The sequence below is a fragment of the Mycobacterium sp. MAA66 genome, from assembly GCF_041261665.1.
GTDB lineage: Bacteria > Actinomycetota > Actinomycetes > Mycobacteriales > Mycobacteriaceae > Mycobacterium.
The window spans coordinates 145,784-169,445 of the sequence record NZ_JBGCCC010000009.1 but is presented as its reverse complement, the minus strand read 5'-3'; the positions used below and the strand labels follow the sequence as shown (position 1 = coordinate 169,445).

23 protein-coding genes are annotated in these 23,662 nt (G+C 65.6%); 17 read left to right on the top strand and 6 right to left on the bottom strand.

The annotated features are described in order from the left end of the window. Positions 1-6 precede the first annotated feature (6 nt). The 4 genes from ABIA30_RS22080 (at position 7) to ABIA30_RS22065 (ending at position 4,722) form a co-directional block, all read left to right on the top strand. On the top strand, positions 7-438 hold the full coding sequence (locus ABIA30_RS22080) for a MarR family winged helix-turn-helix transcriptional regulator (RefSeq protein ID WP_370069342.1): 432 nt from the start codon (positions 7-9) through the stop codon (positions 436-438). Positions 439-504: 66 nt separating this feature from the next. After that, entirely contained in the window at positions 505-879 is a 375-nt protein-coding gene (locus tag ABIA30_RS22075; protein WP_370069340.1) for a hypothetical protein, read from the top strand. Between the two features lie 101 nt (positions 880-980). Further along, entirely contained in the window at positions 981-1,757 is a 777-nt protein-coding gene (locus ABIA30_RS22070) for an SDR family NAD(P)-dependent oxidoreductase (RefSeq protein ID WP_370069338.1), read from the top strand. A gap of 298 nt (positions 1,758-2,055) precedes the next feature. Continuing rightward, positions 2,056-4,722 (top strand): beta strand repeat-containing protein, encoded by a 2,667-nt coding sequence (locus ABIA30_RS22065; RefSeq protein WP_370069336.1) that lies wholly within the window; start codon positions 2,056-2,058, stop codon positions 4,720-4,722. Positions 4,723-4,744: 22 nt separating this feature from the next. Here ABIA30_RS22065 and ABIA30_RS22060 read toward each other — a convergent pair whose 3' ends face one another. Continuing rightward, positions 4,745-5,869 carry an NDMA-dependent alcohol dehydrogenase gene (locus ABIA30_RS22060; RefSeq protein ID WP_370069334.1) on the bottom strand — a complete coding sequence of 375 codons (1,125 nt, stop codon included), beginning with the start codon at positions 5,867-5,869 and terminating at the stop codon, positions 4,745-4,747. 118 nt (positions 5,870-5,987) lie between these two features. Continuing rightward, on the bottom strand, positions 5,988-6,887 hold the full coding sequence (locus ABIA30_RS22055) for a MarR family transcriptional regulator (protein ID WP_370069332.1): 900 nt from the start codon (positions 6,885-6,887) through the stop codon (positions 5,988-5,990). Positions 6,888-6,947: 60 nt separating this feature from the next. Between ABIA30_RS22055 and ABIA30_RS22050 the strand changes: the two genes are divergently transcribed. Then, on the top strand, positions 6,948-8,081 hold the full coding sequence (locus ABIA30_RS22050; RefSeq protein ID WP_370069330.1) for a dihydrodipicolinate reductase: 1,134 nt from the start codon (positions 6,948-6,950) through the stop codon (positions 8,079-8,081). On the opposite strand, the gene ABIA30_RS22045 is transcribed toward ABIA30_RS22050, so the two are convergent. Further along, the gene (locus ABIA30_RS22045; RefSeq protein ID WP_370069328.1) at positions 8,082-9,107 is read right to left on the bottom strand and encodes a sigma-70 family RNA polymerase sigma factor; all 1,026 of its coding nucleotides are present in this window, start codon (positions 9,105-9,107) and stop codon (positions 8,082-8,084) included. Between the two features lie 35 nt (positions 9,108-9,142). On the opposite strand from ABIA30_RS22045, the gene ABIA30_RS22040 reads away from it, so the two are divergent. The 4 genes from ABIA30_RS22040 to ABIA30_RS22025 all read left to right on the top strand — a co-directional run bounded on the left by ABIA30_RS22040 (position 9,143) and on the right by ABIA30_RS22025 (position 12,332). Beyond that, positions 9,143-9,982, top strand: a complete 840-nt coding sequence (locus ABIA30_RS22040) for a lysophospholipase (RefSeq protein WP_370069326.1) — start codon at positions 9,143-9,145, stop codon at positions 9,980-9,982. Continuing rightward, the gene (locus tag ABIA30_RS22035) at positions 9,979-11,016 is read left to right on the top strand and encodes a hypothetical protein (RefSeq protein WP_370069324.1); all 1,038 of its coding nucleotides are present in this window, start codon (positions 9,979-9,981) and stop codon (positions 11,014-11,016) included. Before ABIA30_RS22040 ends, ABIA30_RS22035 begins: the two co-directional genes overlap by 4 nt. A 75-nt stretch (positions 11,017-11,091) precedes the next feature. After that, positions 11,092-11,841 carry a DUF2786 domain-containing protein gene (locus tag ABIA30_RS22030; protein ID WP_370069322.1) on the top strand — a complete coding sequence of 250 codons (750 nt, stop codon included), beginning with the start codon at positions 11,092-11,094 and terminating at the stop codon, positions 11,839-11,841. Then, positions 11,838-12,332, top strand: a complete 495-nt coding sequence (locus tag ABIA30_RS22025; protein ID WP_370069320.1) for a TIGR04338 family metallohydrolase — start codon at positions 11,838-11,840, stop codon at positions 12,330-12,332. The genes ABIA30_RS22030 and ABIA30_RS22025 overlap by 4 nt, the downstream gene beginning before the upstream one ends. 31 nt (positions 12,333-12,363) lie before the next feature. Here ABIA30_RS22025 and ABIA30_RS22020 read toward each other — a convergent pair whose 3' ends face one another. After that, positions 12,364-13,365, bottom strand: coding sequence for a DUF4331 family protein (locus ABIA30_RS22020; RefSeq protein ID WP_370069318.1), 1,002 nt, complete (start codon positions 13,363-13,365; stop codon positions 12,364-12,366). On the opposite strand from ABIA30_RS22020, the gene ABIA30_RS22015 reads away from it, so the two are divergent. From ABIA30_RS22015 to ABIA30_RS22000, 4 genes are all read left to right on the top strand, one after another. After that, on the top strand, positions 13,364-13,840 hold the full coding sequence (locus ABIA30_RS22015; RefSeq protein WP_370069316.1) for a hypothetical protein: 477 nt from the start codon (positions 13,364-13,366) through the stop codon (positions 13,838-13,840). The genes ABIA30_RS22020 and ABIA30_RS22015 overlap by 2 nt on opposite strands. A 52-nt stretch (positions 13,841-13,892) precedes the next feature. After that, a complete protein-coding gene (locus tag ABIA30_RS22010; protein ID WP_370069314.1) occupies positions 13,893-14,558 on the top strand; it encodes an O-methyltransferase in 666 nt (221 codons plus the stop codon). Then, positions 14,558-14,950 carry a hypothetical protein gene (locus ABIA30_RS22005; protein ID WP_370069312.1) on the top strand — a complete coding sequence of 131 codons (393 nt, stop codon included), beginning with the start codon at positions 14,558-14,560 and terminating at the stop codon, positions 14,948-14,950. Before ABIA30_RS22010 ends, ABIA30_RS22005 begins: the two co-directional genes overlap by 1 nt. A 136-nt stretch (positions 14,951-15,086) precedes the next feature. Continuing rightward, a complete protein-coding gene (locus ABIA30_RS22000; RefSeq protein ID WP_370069310.1) occupies positions 15,087-16,697 on the top strand; it encodes a PE-PPE domain-containing protein in 1,611 nt (536 codons plus the stop codon). Positions 16,698-16,844: 147 nt separating this feature from the next. On the opposite strand, the gene ilvD is transcribed toward ABIA30_RS22000, so the two are convergent. Next, positions 16,845-18,545: a dihydroxy-acid dehydratase gene (gene ilvD / locus ABIA30_RS21995; protein WP_370069308.1), complete on the bottom strand. Its 1,701-nt coding sequence runs from the start codon at positions 18,543-18,545 to the stop codon at positions 16,845-16,847. A gap of 75 nt (positions 18,546-18,620) precedes the next feature. Here ilvD and ABIA30_RS21990 point away from each other — a divergent pair, with 75 nt between their 5' ends. Both ABIA30_RS21990 and ABIA30_RS21985 read left to right on the top strand, forming a co-directional pair. Then, entirely contained in the window at positions 18,621-18,920 is a 300-nt protein-coding gene (locus ABIA30_RS21990; RefSeq protein WP_370069306.1) for a metal-sensitive transcriptional regulator, read from the top strand. A gap of 160 nt (positions 18,921-19,080) precedes the next feature. Continuing rightward, a complete protein-coding gene (locus ABIA30_RS21985) occupies positions 19,081-20,226 on the top strand; it encodes an Ig-like domain-containing protein (RefSeq protein WP_370069304.1) in 1,146 nt (381 codons plus the stop codon). 70 nt (positions 20,227-20,296) lie between these two features. On the opposite strand, the gene ABIA30_RS21980 is transcribed toward ABIA30_RS21985, so the two are convergent. Continuing rightward, positions 20,297-22,279, bottom strand: coding sequence for a M13 family metallopeptidase (locus ABIA30_RS21980; RefSeq protein ID WP_370069302.1), 1,983 nt, complete (start codon positions 22,277-22,279; stop codon positions 20,297-20,299). A gap of 59 nt (positions 22,280-22,338) precedes the next feature. Here ABIA30_RS21980 and ABIA30_RS21975 point away from each other — a divergent pair, with 59 nt between their 5' ends. Beyond that, a complete protein-coding gene (locus ABIA30_RS21975) occupies positions 22,339-22,974 on the top strand; it encodes a hypothetical protein (RefSeq protein ID WP_370069300.1) in 636 nt (211 codons plus the stop codon). Beyond that, positions 22,971-23,660 carry a hypothetical protein gene (locus ABIA30_RS21970; RefSeq protein ID WP_370069298.1) on the top strand — a complete coding sequence of 230 codons (690 nt, stop codon included), beginning with the start codon at positions 22,971-22,973 and terminating at the stop codon, positions 23,658-23,660. The genes ABIA30_RS21975 and ABIA30_RS21970 overlap by 4 nt, the downstream gene beginning before the upstream one ends. Positions 23,661-23,662 lie beyond the last annotated feature (2 nt).

Genomic DNA, 23,662 nt, shown 5'->3' with positions numbered 1-23,662 from the left:
TATTTCATGTGGCTCACCGATGACCAGCAAGAGTTGTGGCGCAGTTATCTGGCGATGAGCGCCCGGCTGCAAAGTGAACTCAACCGGCAACTGCAGGGCCATGGGTTGTCCCTCGCGGACTACGACGTGCTCGTCGCCCTCAGCGAACGCCCGGGATGCCGGATGAGCGTGCTGGGCGAGCATCTGGGGTGGGAGCAGAGTCGCGTCTCGCACCAGCTGGCCCGGATGCGGGCCCGGGGACTGGTGATACGCACCGGTTCGCAGGACGATCGACGGGCCGCCGCCGTCGAGCTCACTGCAGAGGGAGTTCAGGCACTGGAGACGGCCGCACCGGGGCATGCCGAATTGGTCCGTGCGACGGTGTTCGGCTCGATGAGCCGGCAGCAGGCCGACGTGGTGCGACAGTGGATGAGCGAGGTCTTGCAGCGGCTCGATTGAGGGCCGAGCAACCCGCTCTACGCCGGCTCACAGCTACAGTGGGGTCGAAACTGCGGGAGGGTTCACGTGAAACATTCGGTCGGCGTCGCCATGACACTGGGCAGCGCACTGACGGCCGGAATGACCGTGATCGGCGGTCCGCTGGCGACAGCGGGCAACAAGTGCGTTCCGCTGGATGGATCCAACCTGGTGCAGAGTCGTACCCACAATCCCGGCGTCGGCATGAGGGTCCTGACCACGGAGTCCTACAGCTATCGCGAGGGACAGGTGCTCTACGACTTCCAGTCCACCGGTGGTCTCAAGCCCCGAAATGACCGTCTGCCCGGTGGAGACCTGATCGCGCCCTACGCGGTCGCCGGCTCGCAGCCGGCCGGCCCCGGGGACACCATCACCATCATCACCCCCGGCTACGTCAGCACCATCACGGTCTGCAAGCAGTAAGGCGGGGTTGTTCCGTCCGGCGTAATCGCCGAATGGGCCAGCAACTTTTGCGCCCGTGCCCGGTAGATCTCGGCCACGTCGGTACGCATACTCTGTGGCACGTGGATATCAATGGAGCTAGCGCGATCGTCACTGGCGGCGCGTCAGGAATCGGTGCGGCGACTGCGCGTCAGTTGGCCGCCAAAGGTGCCCGGGTCGTCGTAGCCGACCTGCAGGCGGAAAAGGGCGAGGCCCTCGCCAAGGAGATCGGCGGCGTCTTCGTCACCGTCGATGTCACCAACACCGACCAGATCATCGACGCGGTCAAGACCGCCGCGGACCTCGGCCCGCTGCGCGCCCTGGTGAACTCGGCCGGCGTCGGTTGGGCCCAGCGCACCATCGGCAAGGACGGCGAGTTCTCCTCGGCTCACGACCTGGGCCTGTACAAGAAGGTGCTCGACATCAACCTGGTCGGCACCTTCGACTGCATCCGCCTGGCCGCCACCCAGATGAGCAAGAACGAGTTCACCGAGACCGGTGAACGCGGCGCCATCGTCAACATGACCAGCGTCGCGGCCTTCGACGGCCAGATCGGCCAGGCCGCCTACTCGTCCTCCAAGGGCGGCGTCGTGGGTCTGACCCTGCCGGTTGCCCGCGACCTGTCGGCTGTCGGCATCCGCGTGAACACCGTCGCCCCCGGCTTGATCGACACCCCGATCTACGGCGAGGGCGAGGCCTCCGAGGCCTTCAAGGCCAAGCTCGGTGAGTCCGTGCTGTTCCCGCACCGCCTGGGCAAGCCCGACGAGCTGGCCTCCATGGTCGTCGAACTGCTGACCAACTCGTACATGAACGCTGAGGTCGTCCGCGTGGACGGTGGCATCCGGATGCCACCGAAGTAACTTCTTTCTACGAAAAGACACAAATGTCCCCGCACGCCTGGCGTGTCGGGGACATTTGCGTTTGCTCGCGTGTGGGCCGGCTTCGCCTCTGTCCCCGTCGACCCGGTAGCTAATTAGTTGTCTAGCCCGACTATTTGCTATGCACCTGCCGAGGCGAGCCGCCGACGTATTGTCCGATTCGTCTGCGGCAGGGCCAAAAACATCGAGAATTCGGCAGCGCAACAGGCCTTTTGGGAGCCCGAGCGAGTGTTACGGTGATGTCAATTACGTGTAGCGCTACGTAGGGAGGGGCAGTCCAATGAGTCCCAACAACCTCGCGATCGGTGCCAACACAAGACGAATGGCATTGCTGGGAGTGGCGGCGGCTACCGTCGCCGCGACCGTGGCCACGACGACTGTGCCGACCCCGCCGGCGCTGCTCGCCGAGAGTCACCACAGCGTCAGCCTGACCGGTGCGGTCAGCCCGTACCAACAGCTGCAGAACGTCGTCGACACGGTGCTGCCGGCCTTGGTCAACACCTTCGGCGGAAAACCGAAGGTGACGCTGCAAAGCCTGCTGTCTCAGATCCCGTCGAGTCTGCTGACCGATGTGCTCAACGCCAACGGCGGGGCGATCAACGTGAACTCGCTGCTCACCAGCATCGGATTCGGGAACACCGGATCGAGCCTGAACTCGGCGATCACCGGCGCCCTCGCGTCTGCCTTGGGCGGCTTGCTGACCACGGCCACCACGGGGACAGGTGCGACGACCTTGATCTCCGAGCTGTCGAGTGCGATCGCGTCTGCGGTGGGATCGACGCTGAACGGCCTCAGCATCACGGTTCCCGTTCCGGGGCTCGGAAATCAGACCATCGGGCTGTCGGCGATTCTCAACAGCACGGGCATCAACAATCTGGTGACCAGCGTGGCGAACCTCGTCGCCGGCGGCCTGGTGACGGATCTGACCGGCCTTCTGCCGAACACTTCGCAGCTCGCGTCAGATCTCCTCCCGGCCCTGCCGAACGTCCTGGACACCATCCTCACCTCGGCCAACCTGACCGACGCGAGCGGCAACATCAAACTCGGAAACCTGTTGAATCTGCTGGGTGTGAACCTCAGCGGCATCCAGACCGCCAATGCGCTCACTGTGACCTCGGCCGGTCCGCTGTTCACCGCGGCACGGCTGTTCGCCGGCGTCGACCTCGGCTGGGTACCCGGCACCGAGACCGCAGTCGCGAATTCCGTCAACAGCACCGGGTACCTGGACGTCGGGACGTCGACGCTCAAGACGAACCTGGCCGACGCCCTGTCCGGCGTGCTGGGCGACGGCTCCCTGGCCTCCAGTCTGGGCACCGACCTGACGCCAGCACTGACCTCCATCGTCAGCCAGATCGTGGGCAGCTCGACGGCGAATCTGCAGAGCGACCTGACCAGTGCCCTCAACAGCGCCCTGGCCGATCTGAACCTTTCGATCATCGGCCTCACGATTCCGGTGGGCACGTTGCTCCAAAGTGCCGTCGACCCGCTGATCGGCGGGCTCGTCTCCGGTCTGACAAGTGGCCTGCAGGGCACCGTGAGCAGTGCGGTGAGCGGAGTGATCAGCGGTACGACCGGCAGCATCTCGGGAGCGCTGAATACCGCCGTCACCGCCGCGATCAATGCGATCCCGAATCTCAGCGTCGCCGACCTCCGGGTGCCGATCGTCATCGGCAGTGGTCTCGGCGCATTCTCCGCCGGCGCGGCCTACAAGGACGTGCTGGCCCAGTTGTCGGCGCAGCCGGGCGGTGCGAACTTCGCCGGCACCAACCCGGTCGCGGGCAGCCTGACCATCCTGCCGGAGCTCCTGCTCAACAACGCCGGGCGCGCCAACGGCGGCCTACTGGCCAGGTTCGCGTCGATCCTCAAGCTGTTCGGGATCAATGCCGTCACCCCGGATGTGGCGACCAGCAGCAGCGGCGGAACCGCGATCGGCAGCACCGGACTGGCGCTCGGCGGCGCAAACCTGCTGCCCGTCAAGGTCGATGCGACCGTCGAATACCAGCTGATGTCCGACTTCGCGGCGTGGCCCGACCCCTTCACCCTGGTCAACAACCTGGCGTCGCTCATCCCGACCTACATGTTGCGGGGCCTGGACACCACTGCGGCGATCGGGCAGGTGACCACCGCGCTGCAATCACTGGTCAGCGGCCTCACTGGCCAGCAGTCGGTGAACCCCAACATCTACCTCACAGTGGCGGCCAAGACTCTGCCGCTGCTTGAGCCGATGTACCTGGTCGGGGACGTGATGAATCTGATCGGTCTGCGGCCCGTGGCCACCTTCGTCAACGACCTGGCCAATGCGATGTCCCCGGCGCTGACCAGCTTGGTGAATCTCGGCTACTCCGATGCGTACTGGGATCCCACGACTGGTACCTACCAGCGCACGCTGCAATCTGCGGCCCAGCAGGTCCAGTTCGGCACCTTGCCGCACATCAACTGGTCGGAGGTGCTGCCGAACGTTCTCAACTCCCTCGTCAAGGGCTTCCAGACGGCGTTCACCGCGAATGCGCCGGTGCCCAACGCGATCAAGGCGGTGCTCTCGGGACTCAGCGGTGGCGTCAACGGTCTGCTGTCGGGTCTGCTCGGCGGACTGACCAGCCTGAGTGCCGCGACACCCGTGGCAGCGGCTGCGAAGGCGCCCGCTGCGCTGACCGCCGTCAAGCCCGCCACTGCGCAGGCCAGCGCCACGTCGTCCAGCACATCGACACCGACCCCGATGACCAAGAGTCAGAAGAAAGCGGCCAAGCAGGCCAAGCTGCTGGCCGCTACGGCGTCGGGCAGCGACACCGGTGCGGGCGCACCGAAGAAGACTGCGGCGCACCCGAACAAGGGCACGGACGCCACGACGAGTGAGTCCGACAACAGCAGCGGGAGCTCGGCCAAGGGCAGCGGGAACTCGCCGAAGCACACCAATTCGTCGGGCAGCGCCGGCAAGCACGCCGCCTGACCCACTGTTGGGCGGCGGCGAGTTACCAGTCCGACTCGTCGAAGGTGACTACACCGCGAATGTTGTTGCCGTCCAACATGTCCTGGTAGCCCTGGTTGATGTTCTCGAGCTTGTAGGTCCGGGTGATCATGTCGTCGATGTTCAGCAGGCCCGACTTGTACAGTGCGGTCAGTCGCGGGGTCTCGATGTGGCTGCTGCCGCCGCCGAAGATGTTGCCCTTCAACGTCTTCTGCAACATGGTGAACAGGAACAGGTTCAGCTTGACGTCGGCGTCCATCATCGAGCCCATGCCGGTGACCACGCAGGTGCCGGTCTTGGCGGTCAGGATCATCGCCTCTTCGAGGTACTCGCCCTTCATCTCGCCGACCGCGATGATGACCTTGTCGGCCATCAGTCCCCAGGTCAGGTCGATCATCGGGCCGATCGCATCGGCCATCGAGGCGTACACGTGCGTCGCGCCGAACTTGATGGCCTGCTCGCGCTTCCACTCGTTGGGGTCGATGGCGATGACGTGCTTGGCGCCGGAGATCACCGCGCCCTGCAGCGCGCTCATCCCGATACCGCCGACGCCGACGATGGCGACGGTTTCACCCGGCTGTACCTGAGCGACGTTGGTGGCCGAACCGAAGCCGGTCGGCACCGCGCAGCCCATGATGGCGGCCGACTCGAACGGGATGTCCTTGTCGATCTTGACGACGGAGTCCTTATGGACCGTCATGTACGGGGCGAAGGTGCCCAGCAGGTTCATGGCCGCGACCTCTTTGCCGCGGGCGTGAATGCGGTTGGTGCCGTCGGCGATCGACTTGCCGCCAAGCAGCACCGCGCCGCGGTCGCACAGCGACCGGAAGCCCTTCATACACGGCGGGCAGGAGCCACAGGCCGGGATGAACGCCAGGATGACGTGATCGCCCTCTTCGATGCCGGTCACGTTCTTGCCGACCTTGGTGACGACGCCGGCGCCCTCGTGCCCGCCCAGGCAGGGCAGTGGCATCGGGGTGGCGCCGGTGGTCAGGTGGTAGTCGGAGTGGCACATGCCCGCGGCATGCATGCGGATCTGTACTTCGTCGGCGACGGGGTCACCGAGGTCGATTTCCTCGACCTGGAACGGTGAGTTCACTTCCCACAGCAGAGCACCTTTGGTCTTCATGACGCAGATCATAGCCAGAAATCGAGAACACGTTCCAAAAGAGTGCTATGCAGTGGCTTTCACCTGCATAAATAGGGCGGCAGAACCTATCGCTACCTGGGTCAGGATGTGACGTGTGCTAGTTGAGGCCGGCGGTGGGCGCGAGTAATGCCTGGGCGTGGCTCAGCGCGGACTCCAGCTCGCTCAGGCTCAGCGCCGTGCGGCCACCCAGGTGGATCTCGATCTGATATTCGGGCTGATTGTCGGGCCCGAAGATCGGTAACACGACGAATTCGGCGACGGGGAGGTCGGTCTCCATGGAATGCGTCACCGACTGCAGCGTCACCATGGTCAGCAGGGTGCTGAGCCGACGCGCGACCCGGTCGGTCGGCTCGATGGAGGCCAGTATCGACGAGAGCCGATCATGCAGGGGCGCGTGGGCTTCATCGAAGCGCCACGCGCCGTAGCCCCGTTCCCGGATGGCGCTCAGCACGCAGCGGTACCGGCTGATATCGGTGTGGTCGAGTCGGGGGCTGACCTCGCGCAGCCAGGAATCGATGGTGGTCTCGTCCCGCCAGGCCATTGCCACCAGCCCGAACGGTGGATCGATCGGAAAGCGTTGTCCGACAGCGTGTTCGCCGTCGGTGCCGTGTCCTACGGTATCGACCGTGGTCAGCCTTCGATCGTCGATGCGGGACATCGAACAACCGGCCGCCAACCGAGTGTTCAGGAAAGTCAGGGCGTCACGACCGCGGTCGAGTAACGGGAATTGCCGGCGCAGCCCGTGAACCAGTCCGAACAGGCCGCTGCCCAGGGTGTACCGCCGATCGTCGTGGCGAGCGACCCAGCCGTCGACTTCCAGCTCGGCAAGGACCAGCGCGCAGGTAGAGGTGGTGATGCCGCACTCTCGGGCCAGCTCAGCTGAGGTGCGCCCGCGTGGTGTCCGGGCAAGTGCCGACAGCACCGCGATGGTCCGGCGGGTGGGCGGGGACTTCGTGCCCGAGTCGCCCGCGGGATCTGAAGTCGTTGACGGCGGCACGATGACTCCCTACGATCCGTCCGAAAATTAATTGTCTCAATCCTAATATTAGGAGAAGTGATGGCGATCAAGGTCGGTGTCTGGGGTCCGGGATCCATGGGAATCGTCGCGCTACGGGCGGTGATCGACCATCCACAGTTGGAGTTGGTCGGCCTGGTCGTGCACAGCGAGTCGAAGGCGGGCCGGGACGCCGGAGAGCTATGCGGGATCGCTCCGGTCGGGGTGCAGGCGAGCCAGGACGCCGCCGCGCTGGACGGTGCCGAGATCGTGGTCTATGCCGCGGCGGCGAACCTGCGTCCGATGGAAGCCATCGCCGACATGGCGGGCCTGCTGCGCTCCGGCAGGGACGTGGTGTCCTGCTCGGTGGTTCCGTTGGTGTTCCCGGATGCGGTCGATGATGCGCTCACCGGACCGCTGCGCGATGCCGCCGCCGCTGGAGGGTCTTCGTTCTACACCACCGGTATCGACACCGGTTTTGCCAATGACGTTCTGCCCCTGGTGCTTTCTGGAGTTTCGCGGCAGATCGAATCGGTACGGATGACCGAGATGTTCAACTACGCAACCTACCCGGACCCCGAGGCGGTGTACGAGATCCTCGGGTTCGGCAAGCAGCCCGACGAAGCCGCGCTGGCCGCCATGCCCGGGGTATTCAGCTTCGGGTGGGGACCGGTACTGCACCAGCTGGCCGCGGGTCTCGGGGTGAAACTCGACGAGATCAAAGAGACGAACGAACGGATCGCGGCTCCAGCCGATTTCGATACCCCGACGGGCCGCATCGCGGCGGGGACCATCGCAGCCATGCGCTCAACTCTCACCGGATACGTCGATGGCAAGCCGGCGTTGGTCGTGGACCATGTCACGCGCATGCACGACGACCTGGCGCCGGATTGGCCGCAGCCGCATGTCGCGATCGAACCCAAGGATCTGGGCTTCGGCGGAGCTTCCGGGCGAGGGGTCTACCGGGTGGAGATCGAAGGCTCGCCGAGCATCCGGTGCGAATTGGAACTGGCTGACGATCACGACCACGATCTCGGCGCCCGCATCGCCGGTGCGTGCCGGATGGTCAACGCCATTCCGGCCGTGCGCGCAGCGGCACCGGGGCTGCTGTCCGCGGCTGAACTACCACTGGTCACCGGTGCCGGGTTGATGCGACCCGGCTATGGGCCGACACCGGACAGCCGGATGGTCGGCTGATCAGAGGTGCGGCGGCAGGCCGAACTTGTCGAACAGCGCCGGATCCATGAAGGCGACCACGTGCGAGATGCCGTCGCGCTTGATGTCCAACACGTGGAGTTGAAACGCCTCGTGGCGACCGGTCTGCGGGTTGCGCATGTACATCGCCGCGGCAGGCTGGCCGTTGGCGGTGGTCACCACGAAACGCATATCGCCCGGGCCCTCGGCCGGGCATTTGTACCGGGACAGGTCGCCGATGTCCTGCGGCCCGGAGTACCAGGTGTCGAACGGCGGCATCTCCCACACCGAGTCGGCGGTGAACAATTCCACCAGCGCATCGATGTTGTAGGACTCGAACGCGTCGATGTAGCGGGACAGCAGCTCACGAGCCTCGTCGGACTCCGGCTCGACCAGGGCGTCGTCTCGGCTGGGGCCGACCGCGTCGAGCTGGGCGCGGGCCCGCTGCAACAGGCTGTTGACCGAGGCCGTCGACGCACCGACCGCCTCGCCGACCTCGGCGGCCTTGAACTGCAACACCTCGCGTAGGACCAAGACTGCACGCTGGCGAGGTGGAAGATGTTGCAGCGCAGCGATAAACGCCAGCCGGACCGATTCCCTGCCGCCGACGATGGTCTGTGGATCATCGTCGGCATCGTGCACTTCGGGCAGCGGCTCAAGCCAGGCGAGGTCGGTACGTTCGGTGATCTCGGTCTGTGGATCGGCCGCCGGCTGTCCCAATCCGGACGGCAGCGGCCGTCGGGCGCGACCATCCAGCGCGGTGAGGCAGGTGTTGGTGGCGATCCGGTACAGCCAGGTCCGCACGGACGACTTTCCTTGGAATCCCTCGTACGCCTTCCAGGCCCGCAGGTAAGTCTCCTGCACCAGGTCTTCGGCGTCGTGCAGCGAACCGGTCATCCGGTAGCAGTGCGCCAACAGCTCGCGACGGTGGCTTTGCGCGTCGGCCAGAAAGGCGTCGCGGGACGTCGAATCCTGTGGGTTTTCAGCCAGGACGCTCACCCGCCCGAGCGTACGCGCGCGCTCCGACAAGTGTGACGGCCGGAAACCCCGGATAGTCTCTGACCATGGCCATCACCCGCAGTGAACGAAGCTTTGACGGTGTCGGGGGAGTCAACATCGTCTACGACGTCTGGGTACCCGACACCACCCCGACGGGCGTGGTGGTGTTGTCGCACGGTTTCGGCGAACACGCCCGCCGCTACGACCATGTGGCGCAGCGCTTCGGTCAGGCCGGCCTGATCACCTTCGCGCTGGATCACCGCGGTCACGGCCGCTCCGGCGGTAAGCGGGTGTACGTCCGGGACATGTCCGAGTACACCGGCGATTTCCACCATCTGGTGGGCCTGGCCACCGCCGAATATCCCGAGCTGAAGCGAGTGGTGCTCGGGCACAGCATGGGTGGCGGCATCGTCTTCGCCTACGGCGTCGAACATCCCGACGACTATCACCTGATGGTGTTGTCAGGCCCGGCGGTCGATGCCCGGGCCTCGGTGTCGGTATGGCTCGCGATGTTGGCCAACGTGCTGGGGACCCTGACGCCGGGCCTGCCGGTCCAAGAGCTGCCGGCCGACGCAGTCTCCCGCGACCCGAAGGTTGTCGCCGCCTATGAGGCCGATCCGCTGGTGTACCACGGGCGAGTGCCGGCCGGCGTCGGCAAGGCCCTGATCGACGTCAGTGAGACGATGCCCCGGCGCGCGGCCGCCATCACCGCGCCACTGCTCGTGGTGCACGGCGAGGCCGACAGGCTGATCCCGGTCGAGGGCAGCCGCAAGCTCGTCGAGTGCGTGGGTTCCACCGACGTGGCGCTGAAGGTGTATCCCGGCCTCTATCACGAGGTGTTCAACGAGCCGGAGCAGGCTGTGGTGCTGGACGACGTGGTGAGCTGGATCGAGGTTCGTCTGTGAAAGGTGCTGCTCGCCTTTTGATTTCGCTGGTGGTCCTGATCGCTGCGGCGTGCGGTTCGCCCGAGCCCGCACCCGCGCCCAGCTGGGTCGAGGAGGATGTCAGCTTCGTCGCCGACGGGCTGACCATCCACGGCACCTACCGGCACCTGAGCGATGCCAAGCCCGGACCGGCGGCACTGTTGATCTCCGAGAGCGGCAACACAGACCGAAATGGGGACAATGCCGTCGCCGGGCCGGTCGGCAACATGCGGCAGTTGGCGGAGTTCCTGTCCGGAAAGAATGTCGCCAGCTTGCGCTACGACAAGGTGGGCACCGGCAAGACCGGCCTGGGTCCGTATGCGAAGAATCCGAAAGACGTTGGCAGTGCGGTGTATACCGCAGGGGCCAAGGCTGCGGTGCGCTATCTGGCGGCCCGACCGGGCACCGACAAGTCTCGGATCTCGGTGTACGGCCTGGGTGAGGGAACGGTGCACGCATTGGCCCTGACCATCGACACGACACCCGATGCGCCCAAGATTCATTCGTTGGCATTGCTGCAACCGCTGTCTGCGCGGTACCTGGACATCATCACCGGGCGGGTGCGGTCGTCCGTCGATGCCGACGTGAAGGCCGGGGCCAAGACCCGCCAGCAGGGCGACGAGGTGCTGGCGGTGTGGAACGGTGCGGTCACCCAGGCTCGGACCACCGGCGTGGCGCCGACCAAGCTGCCCGAAGGCCTTGGCGCCATTCTGAATCCGGGGAATGTCAAGGCGGTCCTGGAGACCGATGCCATCGACCCGCTGGCGTTGGCGGCCAAGGTGCCGGCCGGAATGCCCGTGCTGTTGACGTGTTCGGACTCCGATGCGCAGGCCATGTGTGTGGCCGAGCAGCCGTTGATCGCCGCACTGGGGCACGCCAAGTTGACGGTGGTGTCGCTACAGGGTGTCAACCACGTACTGAGGGACGACCCGTCCGACAACGTCGCGAACTACGCCAAGCAGGCGCCGTTGTCGCCGCAGTTGGTGACCGCGTTGAACGGTTTTGTCGGTGAGTAGTCGTACACTGCCGCCATGGGGGATGAATTCACCACTATGTATCTGAAAGTTCTTGTCGGGTAAGGTAGTTGGCGCATGAGTGACGACAAGATGTTGGCCCGGATCGCAGCGCTGCTGCGTCAGGCCGAGAACACTGACAACGCGCACGAGGCCGAGGCGTTCATGGCCGCCGCGCAGCGGTTGGCCACCACCACCTCGATCGATCTCGCGGTGGCGCGGGCGCATTCGGCCGTGCGTACCGCGGCGCAGGCACCGGTCCAGCGCACCGTCACCATCGGTGAGGCGGGTGTGCGGGGGCTTCGCACCTTCGTGCAGTTGTTCGTGGTGATCGCCGTGGCGAATGATGTCAAATGCGATATCGCGTCCAATTCGACGTTCGTGTACGCCTACGGATTTGCCGAAGATATCGATGCCACCCACGCGTTGTATGCCAGCCTGGTGGTGCAGATGGTCAAGGCGTCCGATGCCTACATCGGCACCGGTGCGCACCGGCCGACGCCGACCATCACAGCGCGGTTGAATTTCCAGCTGGCCTTCGGTTCGCGGGTGGGGCAGCGATTGACCGATGCCCGGGAGGAAGCACGTGCGTCGGTTGCGGCCGAGCGTGCCGACCAGCCGGGTACCGAGATCGCGTTGCGTAACAAGGATCTTGAATTGGTGTCCTTCTACCGGCAGACATCGAAGGCGCGGGGTTCGTGGCGGCCGACCAGTGCGACGGCGGGTTATTCGTCGGAGGCCCGGCGGGCCGGGGACCGCGCCGGGCGCCGTGCCCGGCTGGGGTCGAGCCCCGAATTGTCCGGTGCGCGTTCGGCTTTGGAGAGATGACTCGGGACAGTCAACGATCTGCGGTGTACGCCGCCGAGCAGTTCGTGCGGACATTGTTCGACCGCGCTGGTGAGCGTGGCAATCGCGTGGTCGAGTTCTTTGGCACGCAGCTGACGTTGCCGCCGGAGGCCCGGTTCGCCTCGCTCGAGGCGGTACGGCGCTACGTGGATGAGGTCGTAGCGATGCCGGCGGTGGCGGCACGTTGGCCGTCGGCCGGTCCGCTGGCCGTGCGGGCCCGCCGAGGGACGATGGCCGCCCACTACGAAGGTGCTGAACGCGGCGGCGTGATCGCCGTACCTGAGCGTGAAAGCAGTTGGGCGCTGCGGGAATTGGTGCTGTTGCACGAGATCGCACACCACTTGGCGGACGCGGTGCCGCCGCCGCATGGGCCGGCCTTCACAGCGACCTTTTGCCAGTTGTGCGAAATGGTGATGGGCCCGGAGGTCGGCCACGTGCTCCGGGTGGTCTACGCCAAAGAGGGTGTGCGCTGACGCGCATCTCCGGCGAGCGATCGGTCGAGAGCTAGTGCGGTGGACCCAGATACGGGAAGACGTCCGCGGTGTCGGTGTGCGGACTCAGGCCAGACGGCGGGCAGTCGCCCTTGGTCAGTGAGGCCAGCCGATAGTTGATCACGTCATCGGTGAACACCCGTCCGTTCGGGTATTTGGCGGGCTCGGCCGGATTGAACGCCAACATGTCGGGCAGGATGCCTTCGGCGTCGACAGCGGCGACGGCCTCCTCGTCCGAATAGCCGCCGGTGTGCCCCAGCAGGTGCACGAACATGCCCAACCAGCGCTGCCGGTCGTGGACCGGCTCGCTGGCGTTGTACTCCTCCTTGGTGTCGTCGGTGTTGAAGAAGCTGCTGACCGACGGATGCCCGGCGCGGTCCACATGGAGCAGCTCACCGTCCCGGCGCAGGCTGCAGCGGCCCCAGATCCGGATGTCGGGCGCGGCGCCCAGTTGCGCGGTCGGCAGTTCCAGGACCATCGAGCACACATTGGCCTGCGTGTTGGAATCCACGCCGGTCCAAGGGAACTCGCCGCTGAGATGCAGTGCGGTGAAATTGCGGCCACCCCTGATGTCGAACAGGTTCTTGATGCCGTCGAAATCGAAGAAGAAGGCGTCACTGCGGGCGCCGGCGAAGAATCGGTAGCCGTTCGACTCGACGATGACGGGCTCCTTGCCGAAAGACACCGCGACGCCCTCGAAGATCTTGTCGCCCACCGCTTCCGGGGATTCGGCGGCATCGCCGGTGGCCAGGTACACGTCAACGGTCTGCTGGCCGTCGACCGGCTCGGAGAACACGTAGCTGAAGGCGATGTCGTTTTGCAGGTCGCCGTCGTTGTCGATGGCCAGCCGGTAGATGGCATCCGGATGTAGCGCGTCGGCGTTGGGATTGGCGTTGAGGATCAGCACGGTGCGTGCCGGATCGGTCGGCGATTGGAACGCGTATAGATCGCAGAGGTCCAGGCGTTGGTCGCCCAGGGGCGGGCCAAGGCTCAGCCCGGTGAAGTGATTGGACATGAACGCCATCAAAGTCGACCACGGACTCGCCCGCACCGGAATCGGCCGATCTTCGCCTCACCTGTGTCGGGACCGGGATCCATGCGCAACGACGCGGCCCGTCTTCGGATCCGTCGGTGTCGACGGTCTCGACCGTCCCCTGCTGATGCTCGCCGGCGACGACCCCGCGTGGACGGACCGGCCCGGTTGGAATGCGAACTGGACCAACAACATCGGGGAGAAAGTCTTGCTTCGTCTGGCCGGGGCGGCACACATGTCGTTCATCGACCAGCAAGTCGTCATTCCGCAGTTGGTGTCGGCGGGACTGCTGCTACCCGGTTCCGCGGAATCGATCGTCGGCACCATCGACCCCGTCCGCTCGATCGATCTGCAGCGCACCTACGTCCGCACGTTCCTCAACGCGGTCTTCGCCGACACCGACCCCAGATCGGCCGTCAACGACCTGGCGGCGCCAGAAATCGAAGTGCATCCCTGAGCGCACCAGCGTGGCGCTGAATTCCGGCGGGGTTCGTCGTAGCGTGGCACGTATGGCAGATCCCGATCCACAGGCCGTCGATGAAATGTTCAACCAGCTGTTGCACACCGAAGACGATGTGCTCAGCCTGGCCCGCCAGTCCTCGGCGGCGGCCGGTATGCCGGCCATCGAAGTGTCGGCGCAACACGGAAAGTTGTTGTCGCTGTTGGCGATGGCCAGCGGAGCGCGCCGGGTGCTGGAGATCGGAACGCTGGCCGGATACAGCACTATCAATCTGGCTTGCGGCGTCGGCGCGGCCGGGCGGGTGATCACCCTCGAATACGAGCCACGCCATGCCGAGGTGGCGCGGGCCAACTTCGCGGCGGCCGGTGTCGCCGACCGGGTCGAGGTGCTGGTCGGGGCGGCCCTGGAATCCTTGCCTCAGCTGGCCGAGCGAGGCGAGCAGTTCGACTTCTTCTTCATCGATGCCGACAAGGAGAACAATCGCGCCTACGTCGAATGGGCTGTGCGCCTGGCGGTTCCGGGTGCGCTGATCGTCATCGACAACATCACCCGGATGGGTCGGGTGCTCGACCCCGCCCCCGACGACCTGCAAGCCCGTGGGGTTCGCGACATGTTGGAGTTGATCGGCAACCATCAGCGGCTGCAGGCCGCAGCCATCCAGACCGTCGGCACCAAGGGCTGGGATGGATTCGCGGTCGCGCGAGTAGGGGACTAATGCTCCGCAGCGCTGCGGCTGTGCTGCTGCTCGCGGTGGCCGCAATGCCGGCAGCGTCGGCCGACGCGGTACTGCCGGAGGTTGCGGCGAATACCGGCGCGGTGACATTCGTCGACAACCCGGGGATCAGCGATCCGCGGCCATTGCCTCCACAGTCCTGGAGCCGCCTGGACCCGCAGCCGCAACTGGCGCTGAATTTCGAGATCGGGTCGCCCGAGTGCAACGGTGTGCATGCCACGGTGCAGGAGACTGATCAGACCGTCACAGTCACGCTGGCCACCGGCCGCAGGTACACCCGGGCGCGCATGGTCTGCACCATGATCATGGTGCCCGGCACCATTGTTGTGCCGCTGGCTGGCCCGGTTGGTGACCGGACCGTGCTGACCAGCTGAGGCCGTTCGATCCCCACAGGCGGGCCCTCGGAAAGACCGGCCTGGCGGTGGAGCGCAACGCTGCGAAATTGACGCAGAAGATAATACAGAGTGTTACGTTTCGCTGGCGGGTAACGGTGGCGAAGGGGTGGTCATCATGACGACAGCGATCAGTCGGAAGCGCCTGACCATCACGACGCGGGCCTTGTTAGGCGTGCTCATGGCCGTCGCGTTGTTGCTCGGGGGCCTGAATACGTCTGCGCTGCTCCCCAGATCCCGGGCCGCGTTGGACCTCAACGGTGTCACCACCGGACCATTGCTCCGGCTGGCCGACCTACTCGGCATCCACAGCGTCTCCATCCCCGGAGTGCCCGTCGTCGGCGATGTCAACATCAACCTGGCCTACACCGGCCAGGATCCGGCGAATCTTTACAACGCGGTCAACGGATTTCCGTTCGGCGGATTCTTGCTCGGCAATTTCTACCGTCAGCCCGGTGGGTCGCTCGGCACCGCGATACTGGCGTCCTCGGGTATTGCGGTGGGTAACGCCGTCAAGGCCTATGAGGCCTTGCTCGCCAGCGCTGGTGGCAATACGCCGGCTGGGTACACCCCGCTGACTGCGTCCGGGAAGGTCAACACACTGACAGGCGTTTCGTGCACGTCGGGCATCACGTGCATCCAGGGCACCAACGTGACCAACCTCGCCGCGCTCTTCGTCAATGATCCGGGCACGCCAAATGGCGGTCTGTACACCAGATTCGGGTCCATCCTGAACTTGTTCGGACTCAATCCGATAACCCCGGGAGGCCAGTCTGCATCCAGCACCGGCGTCCGGGTCAACGCCGCGACGGTCGGCATCGGCTGGGGATACAGCCTGATGTCGGACTTCCCGGCGACGCTCAACCCCTTCTCACTGGTCAATTCGTTGCTGGCGACGGTATTGCCGACGAACCTGTTGGGTGGAGTAACGCTCGGCGGCGCGTCGACCACCGACATCGGAACCAACCTCGGTCTACTCGCGACGCTAGGAACGCCCACCACGACCTACAGCACGTTGGTCCCCAATGACCTACCGCTGCTGGAGCCGCTGCGACTGCCGTCGCGGATCATCAACTTTGTGCTCGGCAAGCTTGGGGTGCAGGCCAAGTTGGGCACCCCGCTGGCCAATGCCCTGCAGCCGGCCTTGTCGATCCTGGTCGATCTCGGGTACACCGACGTGGTGCTACCCAGCCAGGGCGGTACCTACAACCGGTCCTACACCGACCAGGGCACCTACACCCAGTTCATGTCGCAGGGCATCCTGACCCCGAAGCAATGGCTGTTCCAGGTTCCCGGTGACATCATCCGCGCATTGATCGTCGGTTTCCAGGACCAGTTCCCGATTCTGCGGTTCGGCCGCCCGGCGCCGACACTCGTTCCTGATGGCGACCATCTGGCCATCAACTACGGGTCATCGAGCGTCGCCGGCACCGGCGCCACACCGGCTTCGACCACCAAATCTGTTGCAGCAGTGGCAGCCAAGCCGGTGGCCGCGGCTGCGGTAACCAAGCCCCCGAAATCCGTCGCTAAATCCGTTGCAGCGAGCCCGGTTTCGGGCAGTGCCGCGGGTACCACCGGCGCAAAAGCCAAGGCCGATCACAACGCGAAGCCGCGGACCGACGGCCAAGACGCGGACCAGCAAGGCCCGGGCGTGTGTTCGTCGAGATCAAAGGCGATCTCGCGGAAATGCGCTCCCGGTTCTGGATGGGCGGGCGGCACGTCAGCCTGACATCAGGAAAATCTCTGGCGGACAAGGCGTTGAAGGTGATCGCCGAACGCCAGCTACCCGAGCTCTATGCGCACTGCGGCCCAACGTGAGCTTGTGTTCGAAAATCGATGGGTGTTTCGACCACGAGCTCACGTTCGGCGTGAGCAGTCAGTTGCACACAGCGCCGACGGCGGCGGACTGCACCAGCTTGGTGTACTTGGCCAGCACGCCGGTGGTGTAGGTCGGGGGTAGCGGCTGCCAGTCGGCCTTGCGGGACTCGAACTCGGCCTCGTCGACCAGCAGATCCAGCGTGCCGTTGGCCACGTCGAGGCGGATCCGGTCACCGTCGCGCACGAACGCGATGGGCCCGCCGTCGACCGCTTCCGGCGCGATGTGCCCGACGCACAGGCCCGTTGTCCCGCCGGAGAACCGGCCGTCGGTCATCAGCAGCACGTCCTTGCCCAGCCCGGCGCCCTTGATCGCGCCGGTGATGGCCAGCATCTCGCGCATGCCCGGGCCGCCCTTGGGGCCCTCGTAACGGATGACGACAACGTCGCCGTGGGTGATGGTGCCGTCCTCCAGAGCGTCCAGCGCTGCCCGCTCGCGCTCGAAAACCCTTGCGGTGCCTTCGAAAACGTCGGAGTCAAAGCCCGCGGACTTGACCACGGCGCCTTCGGGGGCCAGTGATCCGTGCAGGATGGTGATGCCGCCGGTGGGGTGGATCGGGTTGTTCATCGCTCGCAGTACCTTGCCGTCCGGGTCGGGCGGCGCGATGTTGGCCAGGTTCTCGGCCATGGTCTTACCGGTGACGGTCAGGCAATCGCCATACAGCAGACCGGCATCCAGCAGTGCACGCATCACCACCGGCACCCCGCCGATCTCGTCGACGTCTTTCATCACATGGCGGCCAAAGGGTTTCACGTCAGCCAGGTGTGGCACCTTGGCGCCGACGCGGGTGAAGTCGGCCAGCGTCAGCTCGACCTCGGCCTCGCGGGCGATGGCCAGCAGGTGCAGCACCGCGTTGGTGGACCCGCCGAACGCCATGACCACTGCGATGGCGTTCTCGAACGCTTCCTTGGTCAGGATGTCGCGGGCAGTGATGCCGCGGCGCAACAACCCGACGACGGCCTCACCGGACTTGCGGGCGTACTCGTCGCGCCGCTTGTCGATCGCGACCGGAGATGCGCTGCCCGGCAACGACATCCCGAGCGCCTCGGCCGCCGATGCCATGGTGTTGGCGGTGTACATACCGCCGCAGGCACCCTCGCCGGGACAGATCGCGCGTTCGATGATGTCCACGTCTTCACGTGACATCAGCCCGCGGGCGCAGGCCCCGACCGCCTCGAAGGCGTCGATGATGGTGACTTCCTTCTCGGTGCCGTCCGTCAGCTTCGCCACACCTGGCATGATCGAACCGTTGTAGAGGAACACCGAAGCCAGGTTCAGCCGGGCCGCGGCCATCAGCATGCCGGGGATCGACTTGTCGCAGCCGGCCAACAGCACGCTGCCGTCGAGGCGCTCGGCCTGGATCACCGTCTCGACGCTGTCGGCGATCACCTCGCGGGACACCAGAGAGAAGTGCATGCCCTCGTGGCCCATCGAGATGCCGTCGGAGACCGAGATGGTGCCGAACTCCAGCGGATAGCCGCCGGCTTCGTGCACGCCGGCCTTGACCGCTTGGGCCAGCCGCTGCAGCGACATGTTGCACGGGGTGATCTCGTTCCAGGACGAGCCGACGCCGATCTGCGGTTTGGCCCAGTCGTCGTCGCCCATGCCTACCGCGCGGAGCATGCCGCGGGCTGCGGTTTTCTCCAGGCCGTCGGTGACGTCGCGGCTGCGGGGTTTGATATCGGGCTGGTCTGCAGACATGCACGTAAGTATGCCTCCAGGCGGCAAACCAAATTCTTTTGGATACCCCTAAGGGGTATGCGGTACGCTGGGGTGATGACGGCAGCAGCGGGTGAGCACGGTTACTCGCCAAACAAGGACAACTACGCCAAGCGTCTGCGCCGTATCGAGGGGCAGGTTCGCGGCATCGCAAAGATGATCGAGGACGACAAATACTGCATCGATATCCTGACTCAGATCAGCGCGGTCAACAGTGCGCTGCAGTCGGTGGCACTCGGTCTGCTCGACGAGCATCTGGGGCATTGCGTGAGCCATGCCGTCGCCGATGGCGGGGCCGAAGCGGACAAGAAACTGGCCGAGGCATCCGCCGCAATCGCCCGATTGGTGCGTTCTTAGCCGTTGCGGCGCAGGTAACAGTATCGGCCTTTGCGGCGATGAATACTGCAGATCAGGGCAAGTCCTGCAGTGGTCGCCGAGAGGTAAAGCGCACGTCAGAGCCGTTAGCTGGCCATCGTGCTGTGCGACACTGGAAACAGCTTGGTATGGGAGGTGGCGGATGCCGCAGGGGAAGAAGAGCAGACTGCTGACAGTGTTGCTCGGTGCCGTGATGGTTGCCGGGCTGACCATCACGGCTCCATCCGCGATGGCTGACCCGGACGCGCCGGACCCCGGGGCAGCGGCTCCACCGGCAGTCGATCAGCCGCTGCCACCGCCCGGCGACCCCGGTGCGCCGCCTCCGCCGCCCGGAGATCCGGTGCAGGTGGGGCTTCCGCTGGAGGGTCCGGTCGCTCCGCCGGCGGTCGTTCCGGCGGGCCCGGTTCAGCCGTTGCCGGGGGCCGTCATCCCGGGTACCCCGCAGCCCATCCCCGCGGGTACCCCGGCCGGCCAGAACCCGACCCCGTTCGCCGGGCAGCCGCCGTTCAACCCGCCGTCGTTCAACCCGCTGAACGGGTCGATGGTGGGCGTGGCCAAGCCGATCTACATCAATTTCCAGCGGCCGATCGCCAACAAGCAGATGGCCCAGGACGCGGTGCACATCTCGTCGACGCCAGCGGTGGCAGGCATGTTCTATTGGGTGACCGACACCCAGCTGCGGTGGCGGCCGATCGCCTTCTGGCCCGCCAATACCGTCGTCAACATCGACGCCGCGGGTACCAAGTCCACCTTCCGGACCGGTGACTCGCTGGTGGCCACCGCTGACAACGCGACCCACACCATGACCGTGAGCCGAAACGGCGTGGTGGAGAAGACCTTCCCGATGTCCATGGGCAAGTCCGGCGACGAGACCAAGAACGGCACCTACTACGTGCTGGAGAAGTTCCCCACCGTGGTGATGGACTCGTCGACCTACGGCGTGCCGGTGAATTCGCCGCAGGGCTACAAGGTGAACGTGCAGTGGGCGGTCCGGATCGACAACAGCGGGGCGTTCGTGCACAGTGCGCCGTGGTCGGTGGCCGATCAAGGCAAACGCAATGTCAGCCATGGCTGTATCAACATCGGGCCGGACAATGCCAAGTGGTTCTACGACCAGTTCGGCAGCGGCGACCCGATCGTGGTGAAGAACTCCGTCGGTCTGTACAACTACTCGGACGGCGCCGACGACTGGCAGTGGGGCATGCAGACCCCGACCGGCAGCTCTTCTTCTTCGAGCTCCTCGTCGAATTCGTCGTCATCCGGGAGCTCGTCCGGTAGCACCCGGTAACTGCTGAACAGACGCAAATGTCCCCGACACGCCGAGCGTGCGGGGACATTTGCGTCTGCTCGCGAGAAGGCTAGTTCCAGATACGCACGCGCGCAGCCGGTTCCAGATACAGCTCGTCGGATTCGGTGACGCTGAACTCCTCGTAGAACGAGTCGATGTTGCGGATCACGCCATTGCACCGGAACTCCGGCGGTGAGTGCGGATCCACCGCCAACCGCCGAATGGCTTCGGCATCACGGGATTTGGTGCGCCACACCTGTGCCCACCCGAAGTAGACCCGTTGCACGCCGGTCAGCCCGTCGATCACCGGAGCCGGTGCACCGTCAAGGGACAGCTCGTAGGCCAGCAGTGCTATGGACAGCCCGCCCAGGTCACCGATGTTCTCGCCGACGGTGAACGCGCCGTTCACGTGGTGTGACGGATCCAGAGAACGCGGCGAGAACTCCTCGTACTGCTCGATCAGAGCCTTTGTGCGCAAGCCGAATTCAGTCCGGTCGGCGTCGGTCCACCAGTCGACCAGATTGCCGTCGCCGTCGTACTTGGCACCTTGGTCGTCGAAACCGTGGCCGATCTCGTGCCCGATCACCGCGCCGATACCGCCATAGTTGGCCGCGTCATCGGCCTCGGCGTCGAAGAACGGTGGCTGCAGAATGGCTGCGGGGAAGACGATCTCGTTCATCCCCGGGTTGTAGTAGGCGTTGACGGTCTGCGGCGTCATGAACCACTCGTCGCGGTCCACCGGCCCGCCCAGCTTGGCCACCTCGCGGTCTGACTCCGTCGCGTGCCCGCGCTGGTAGTTGCCGTACAGGTCGCCGGCGTCGATGGTCAGCGTCGAGTAATCGCGCCAGCGTGCTGGGTAACCGATCTTGGGCGTGAACTTGTCGAGCTTGGTCAGCGCCCGCTGCCGCGTCTCCGGCGTCATCCACTCCAGGTTGGTGATGCTGACCCGGTAGGCCTCGCGCAGGTTGGCCACCAGCTCGTCCATCCGGGCCTTGTGCGACGGTGGGAAATGCTTTGCCACATAGAGCTTTCCGACCGCATCGCCCATCAGGCCCTCGACCAGTCCGACGCCGCGCTTCCAGCGATCCCGGATCTCTTCGGTGCCGGACAAGGTGCGGCCGTAGAACTCGAAGTTCTCGTTCACCAGCTCGTCGGTCAGGATCGATGCCCGGCCGCTGATCACCCGCCAACTCAGCCACGACTTCCAGTCCTCCAGCGGCTCGGAAGCCCACATCCCCGCGAACGCGGTCAGGAAATCAGGTTGACGCACAACCACTTCGGCGACTGTCGAGGCAGACGTTCCGAGCGCGACGAGCCACCCGTTCCAGTCGAACCCCGGCGCCTCGTCGGCCAGGTCGGCGAAGGCCCGCAGGTTGTAGCTCAGGTCGGCATCGCGACGCTTGACCACATCCCAGTGTGCCGCAGCCAGTTTCGTCTCCAGCGCCACTATCCGCGCAGCGGTCGCTGTGTGAGTTTCGGCCCCGCCGCCCAGTACCAGCGAGAGCATCCGGGCAATGTGGGCCGGGTACGCCTCCAGCACCGCGACATGCTGCGGATCGCGGTAGTACGACTCATCGGGCAGCCCCAGGCCGGACTGCGAGAAATGCAGGAGATAGCGGGTGGAGTCCTTGGAGTCGGTGTCGACGTACACCCCGGCGCCGCCGCCGATACCCGTGCGCTGCAGCCCGCCCAAGACCGCGGCCAGGGCCGCGGGGTCCGCGGCAGCCGAGATCGCCGCCAGTTCAGCCAGCAGCGGCGCCAGGCCGACCTCGTTCACCCGCGAGGTGTCCATGAAGCTTGCATACAGATCGCCGATCTGCTGCGCGTCCGAGCCCACATCACCCGAGGCCGTGGTGATCAATTCCCGCACCTGCTCCTCGGCGCGGTCGGCCAACAACCGGAATGCGCCATCGGTGGCCCGGTCGGCGGGAATGTCGTAACCGGACAACCAGCGGCCGTTGACGTGACCGAACAGGTCGTCCTGAGGACGGGCGGCGGCGTCGACGAAACTCAAGTCGATACCGGAACGGGGAGAGGTTGCTTCGAGCGTCACGCAGCCATCCTGCCATCGCCGCCGGAAACCGGCCCGGACTTGGCGGGTACCCTCACGCCATGCCCGACGAGCGCAGCGAAGATCAGATCGCCGAACCCGAAGGCCAGGTAGCGGAGAAGCCGTCGGCTCCGAGCATCGATCAGCCTGAGGGAATCTTCAGCGGGTACGGCCTCGGATCGGCGGCGTTGGGTGTAGTCGCGGTCATCGCTGTCGCGGTTGCCACGGTGCTGCTGCTCAATCATCGCGCCGCCGACGCCGACCGCGCGCACAAGACGCGGGTGCTGCAGGCGGCTGCCGATTGGGCGTCGGTGCTGATCAACATGAACGCCGGCAATGTCGGCAGCAGCGTGCAGAAGCTGCACGACGGCACCGTCGGCCAGCTCAACGAGGATTTCGAAACCACGGTGACGCCGTTCACCCAGGTGGTGCAGAAGCTGCAGAACAAGACCAGCGGGCAGATCGAATCGGTCGCCATCGAGTCCCTGCACCACCCGGCACCCGGCCAGGAGAACAAACCGGACATCCCCCCGGAGCTGGCGGCGTTGGCCACCAGCACCGATGAGGTGCTGGTGGTGGCGACTTCGGTGAGCCAGAACGCCGGGGTGCAGCCCACGGTGGTGCGGTGGAACCTGCGGTTGGGGGTCTCCGACGTCCAGGGCAAACTGCTGATCTCGAAGCTGGAGATGCTGCGATGAGGAATCTGTGGCGGGTCGTCGCGTTCGACTTCCTGGTGCCGCTGCTGATCGTCGCGGCGCTGGTCTACATCGGCTTCGTCCTGGACTGGCCGATGTGGTGGGCCGCGGTGGCGGCGGTCCTGGCCCTGCTGGTCGTGCAGAGCTCGGCGGTCAACTTTGTGCTGTACCGCCGGGACGGGGTGACCCTGGGCACCGATGACGACCGACCGGGCCTGCGGCTCATCGTCGTCGGGATCGCCACGGTCGCGGCGGTTGCGGCTGCGGTTGTCGGCTACCTCGGTTGGACCGAGAAGGACGCCGCGCTCGATCGCGACAGCGGCATGGTCGTCGGGATCGCGAGCAGCGTGGCCGAGGCGTCGGCCACCTTCACCCCGGGCGCCCCCAATGCCTCGATCGACCGGGCCGCGTCATTGATGGTGCCGCAGCGCGCAGACGCCTATCGCACCGAATTCAACAAGGTGGCAAAGGATCTGACCGCTCGCGGGGTCTCTGGTCAGGCCAGCACCATCTCGGCCGGAGTGGAGGCGATCGCCCCGGACATGGCCAGCGTCGTAGTGATCCTGCGCGGCACGCAGAACACGTCGGGTCAGCCGCCGAAGGTGGCGATCCTGTCGTTGCGGATCACCCTGATCAAGGACTCGGGTCGCTGGCTGGTGACCGACGTGACGCCGATCAACGCGCGTTAGTC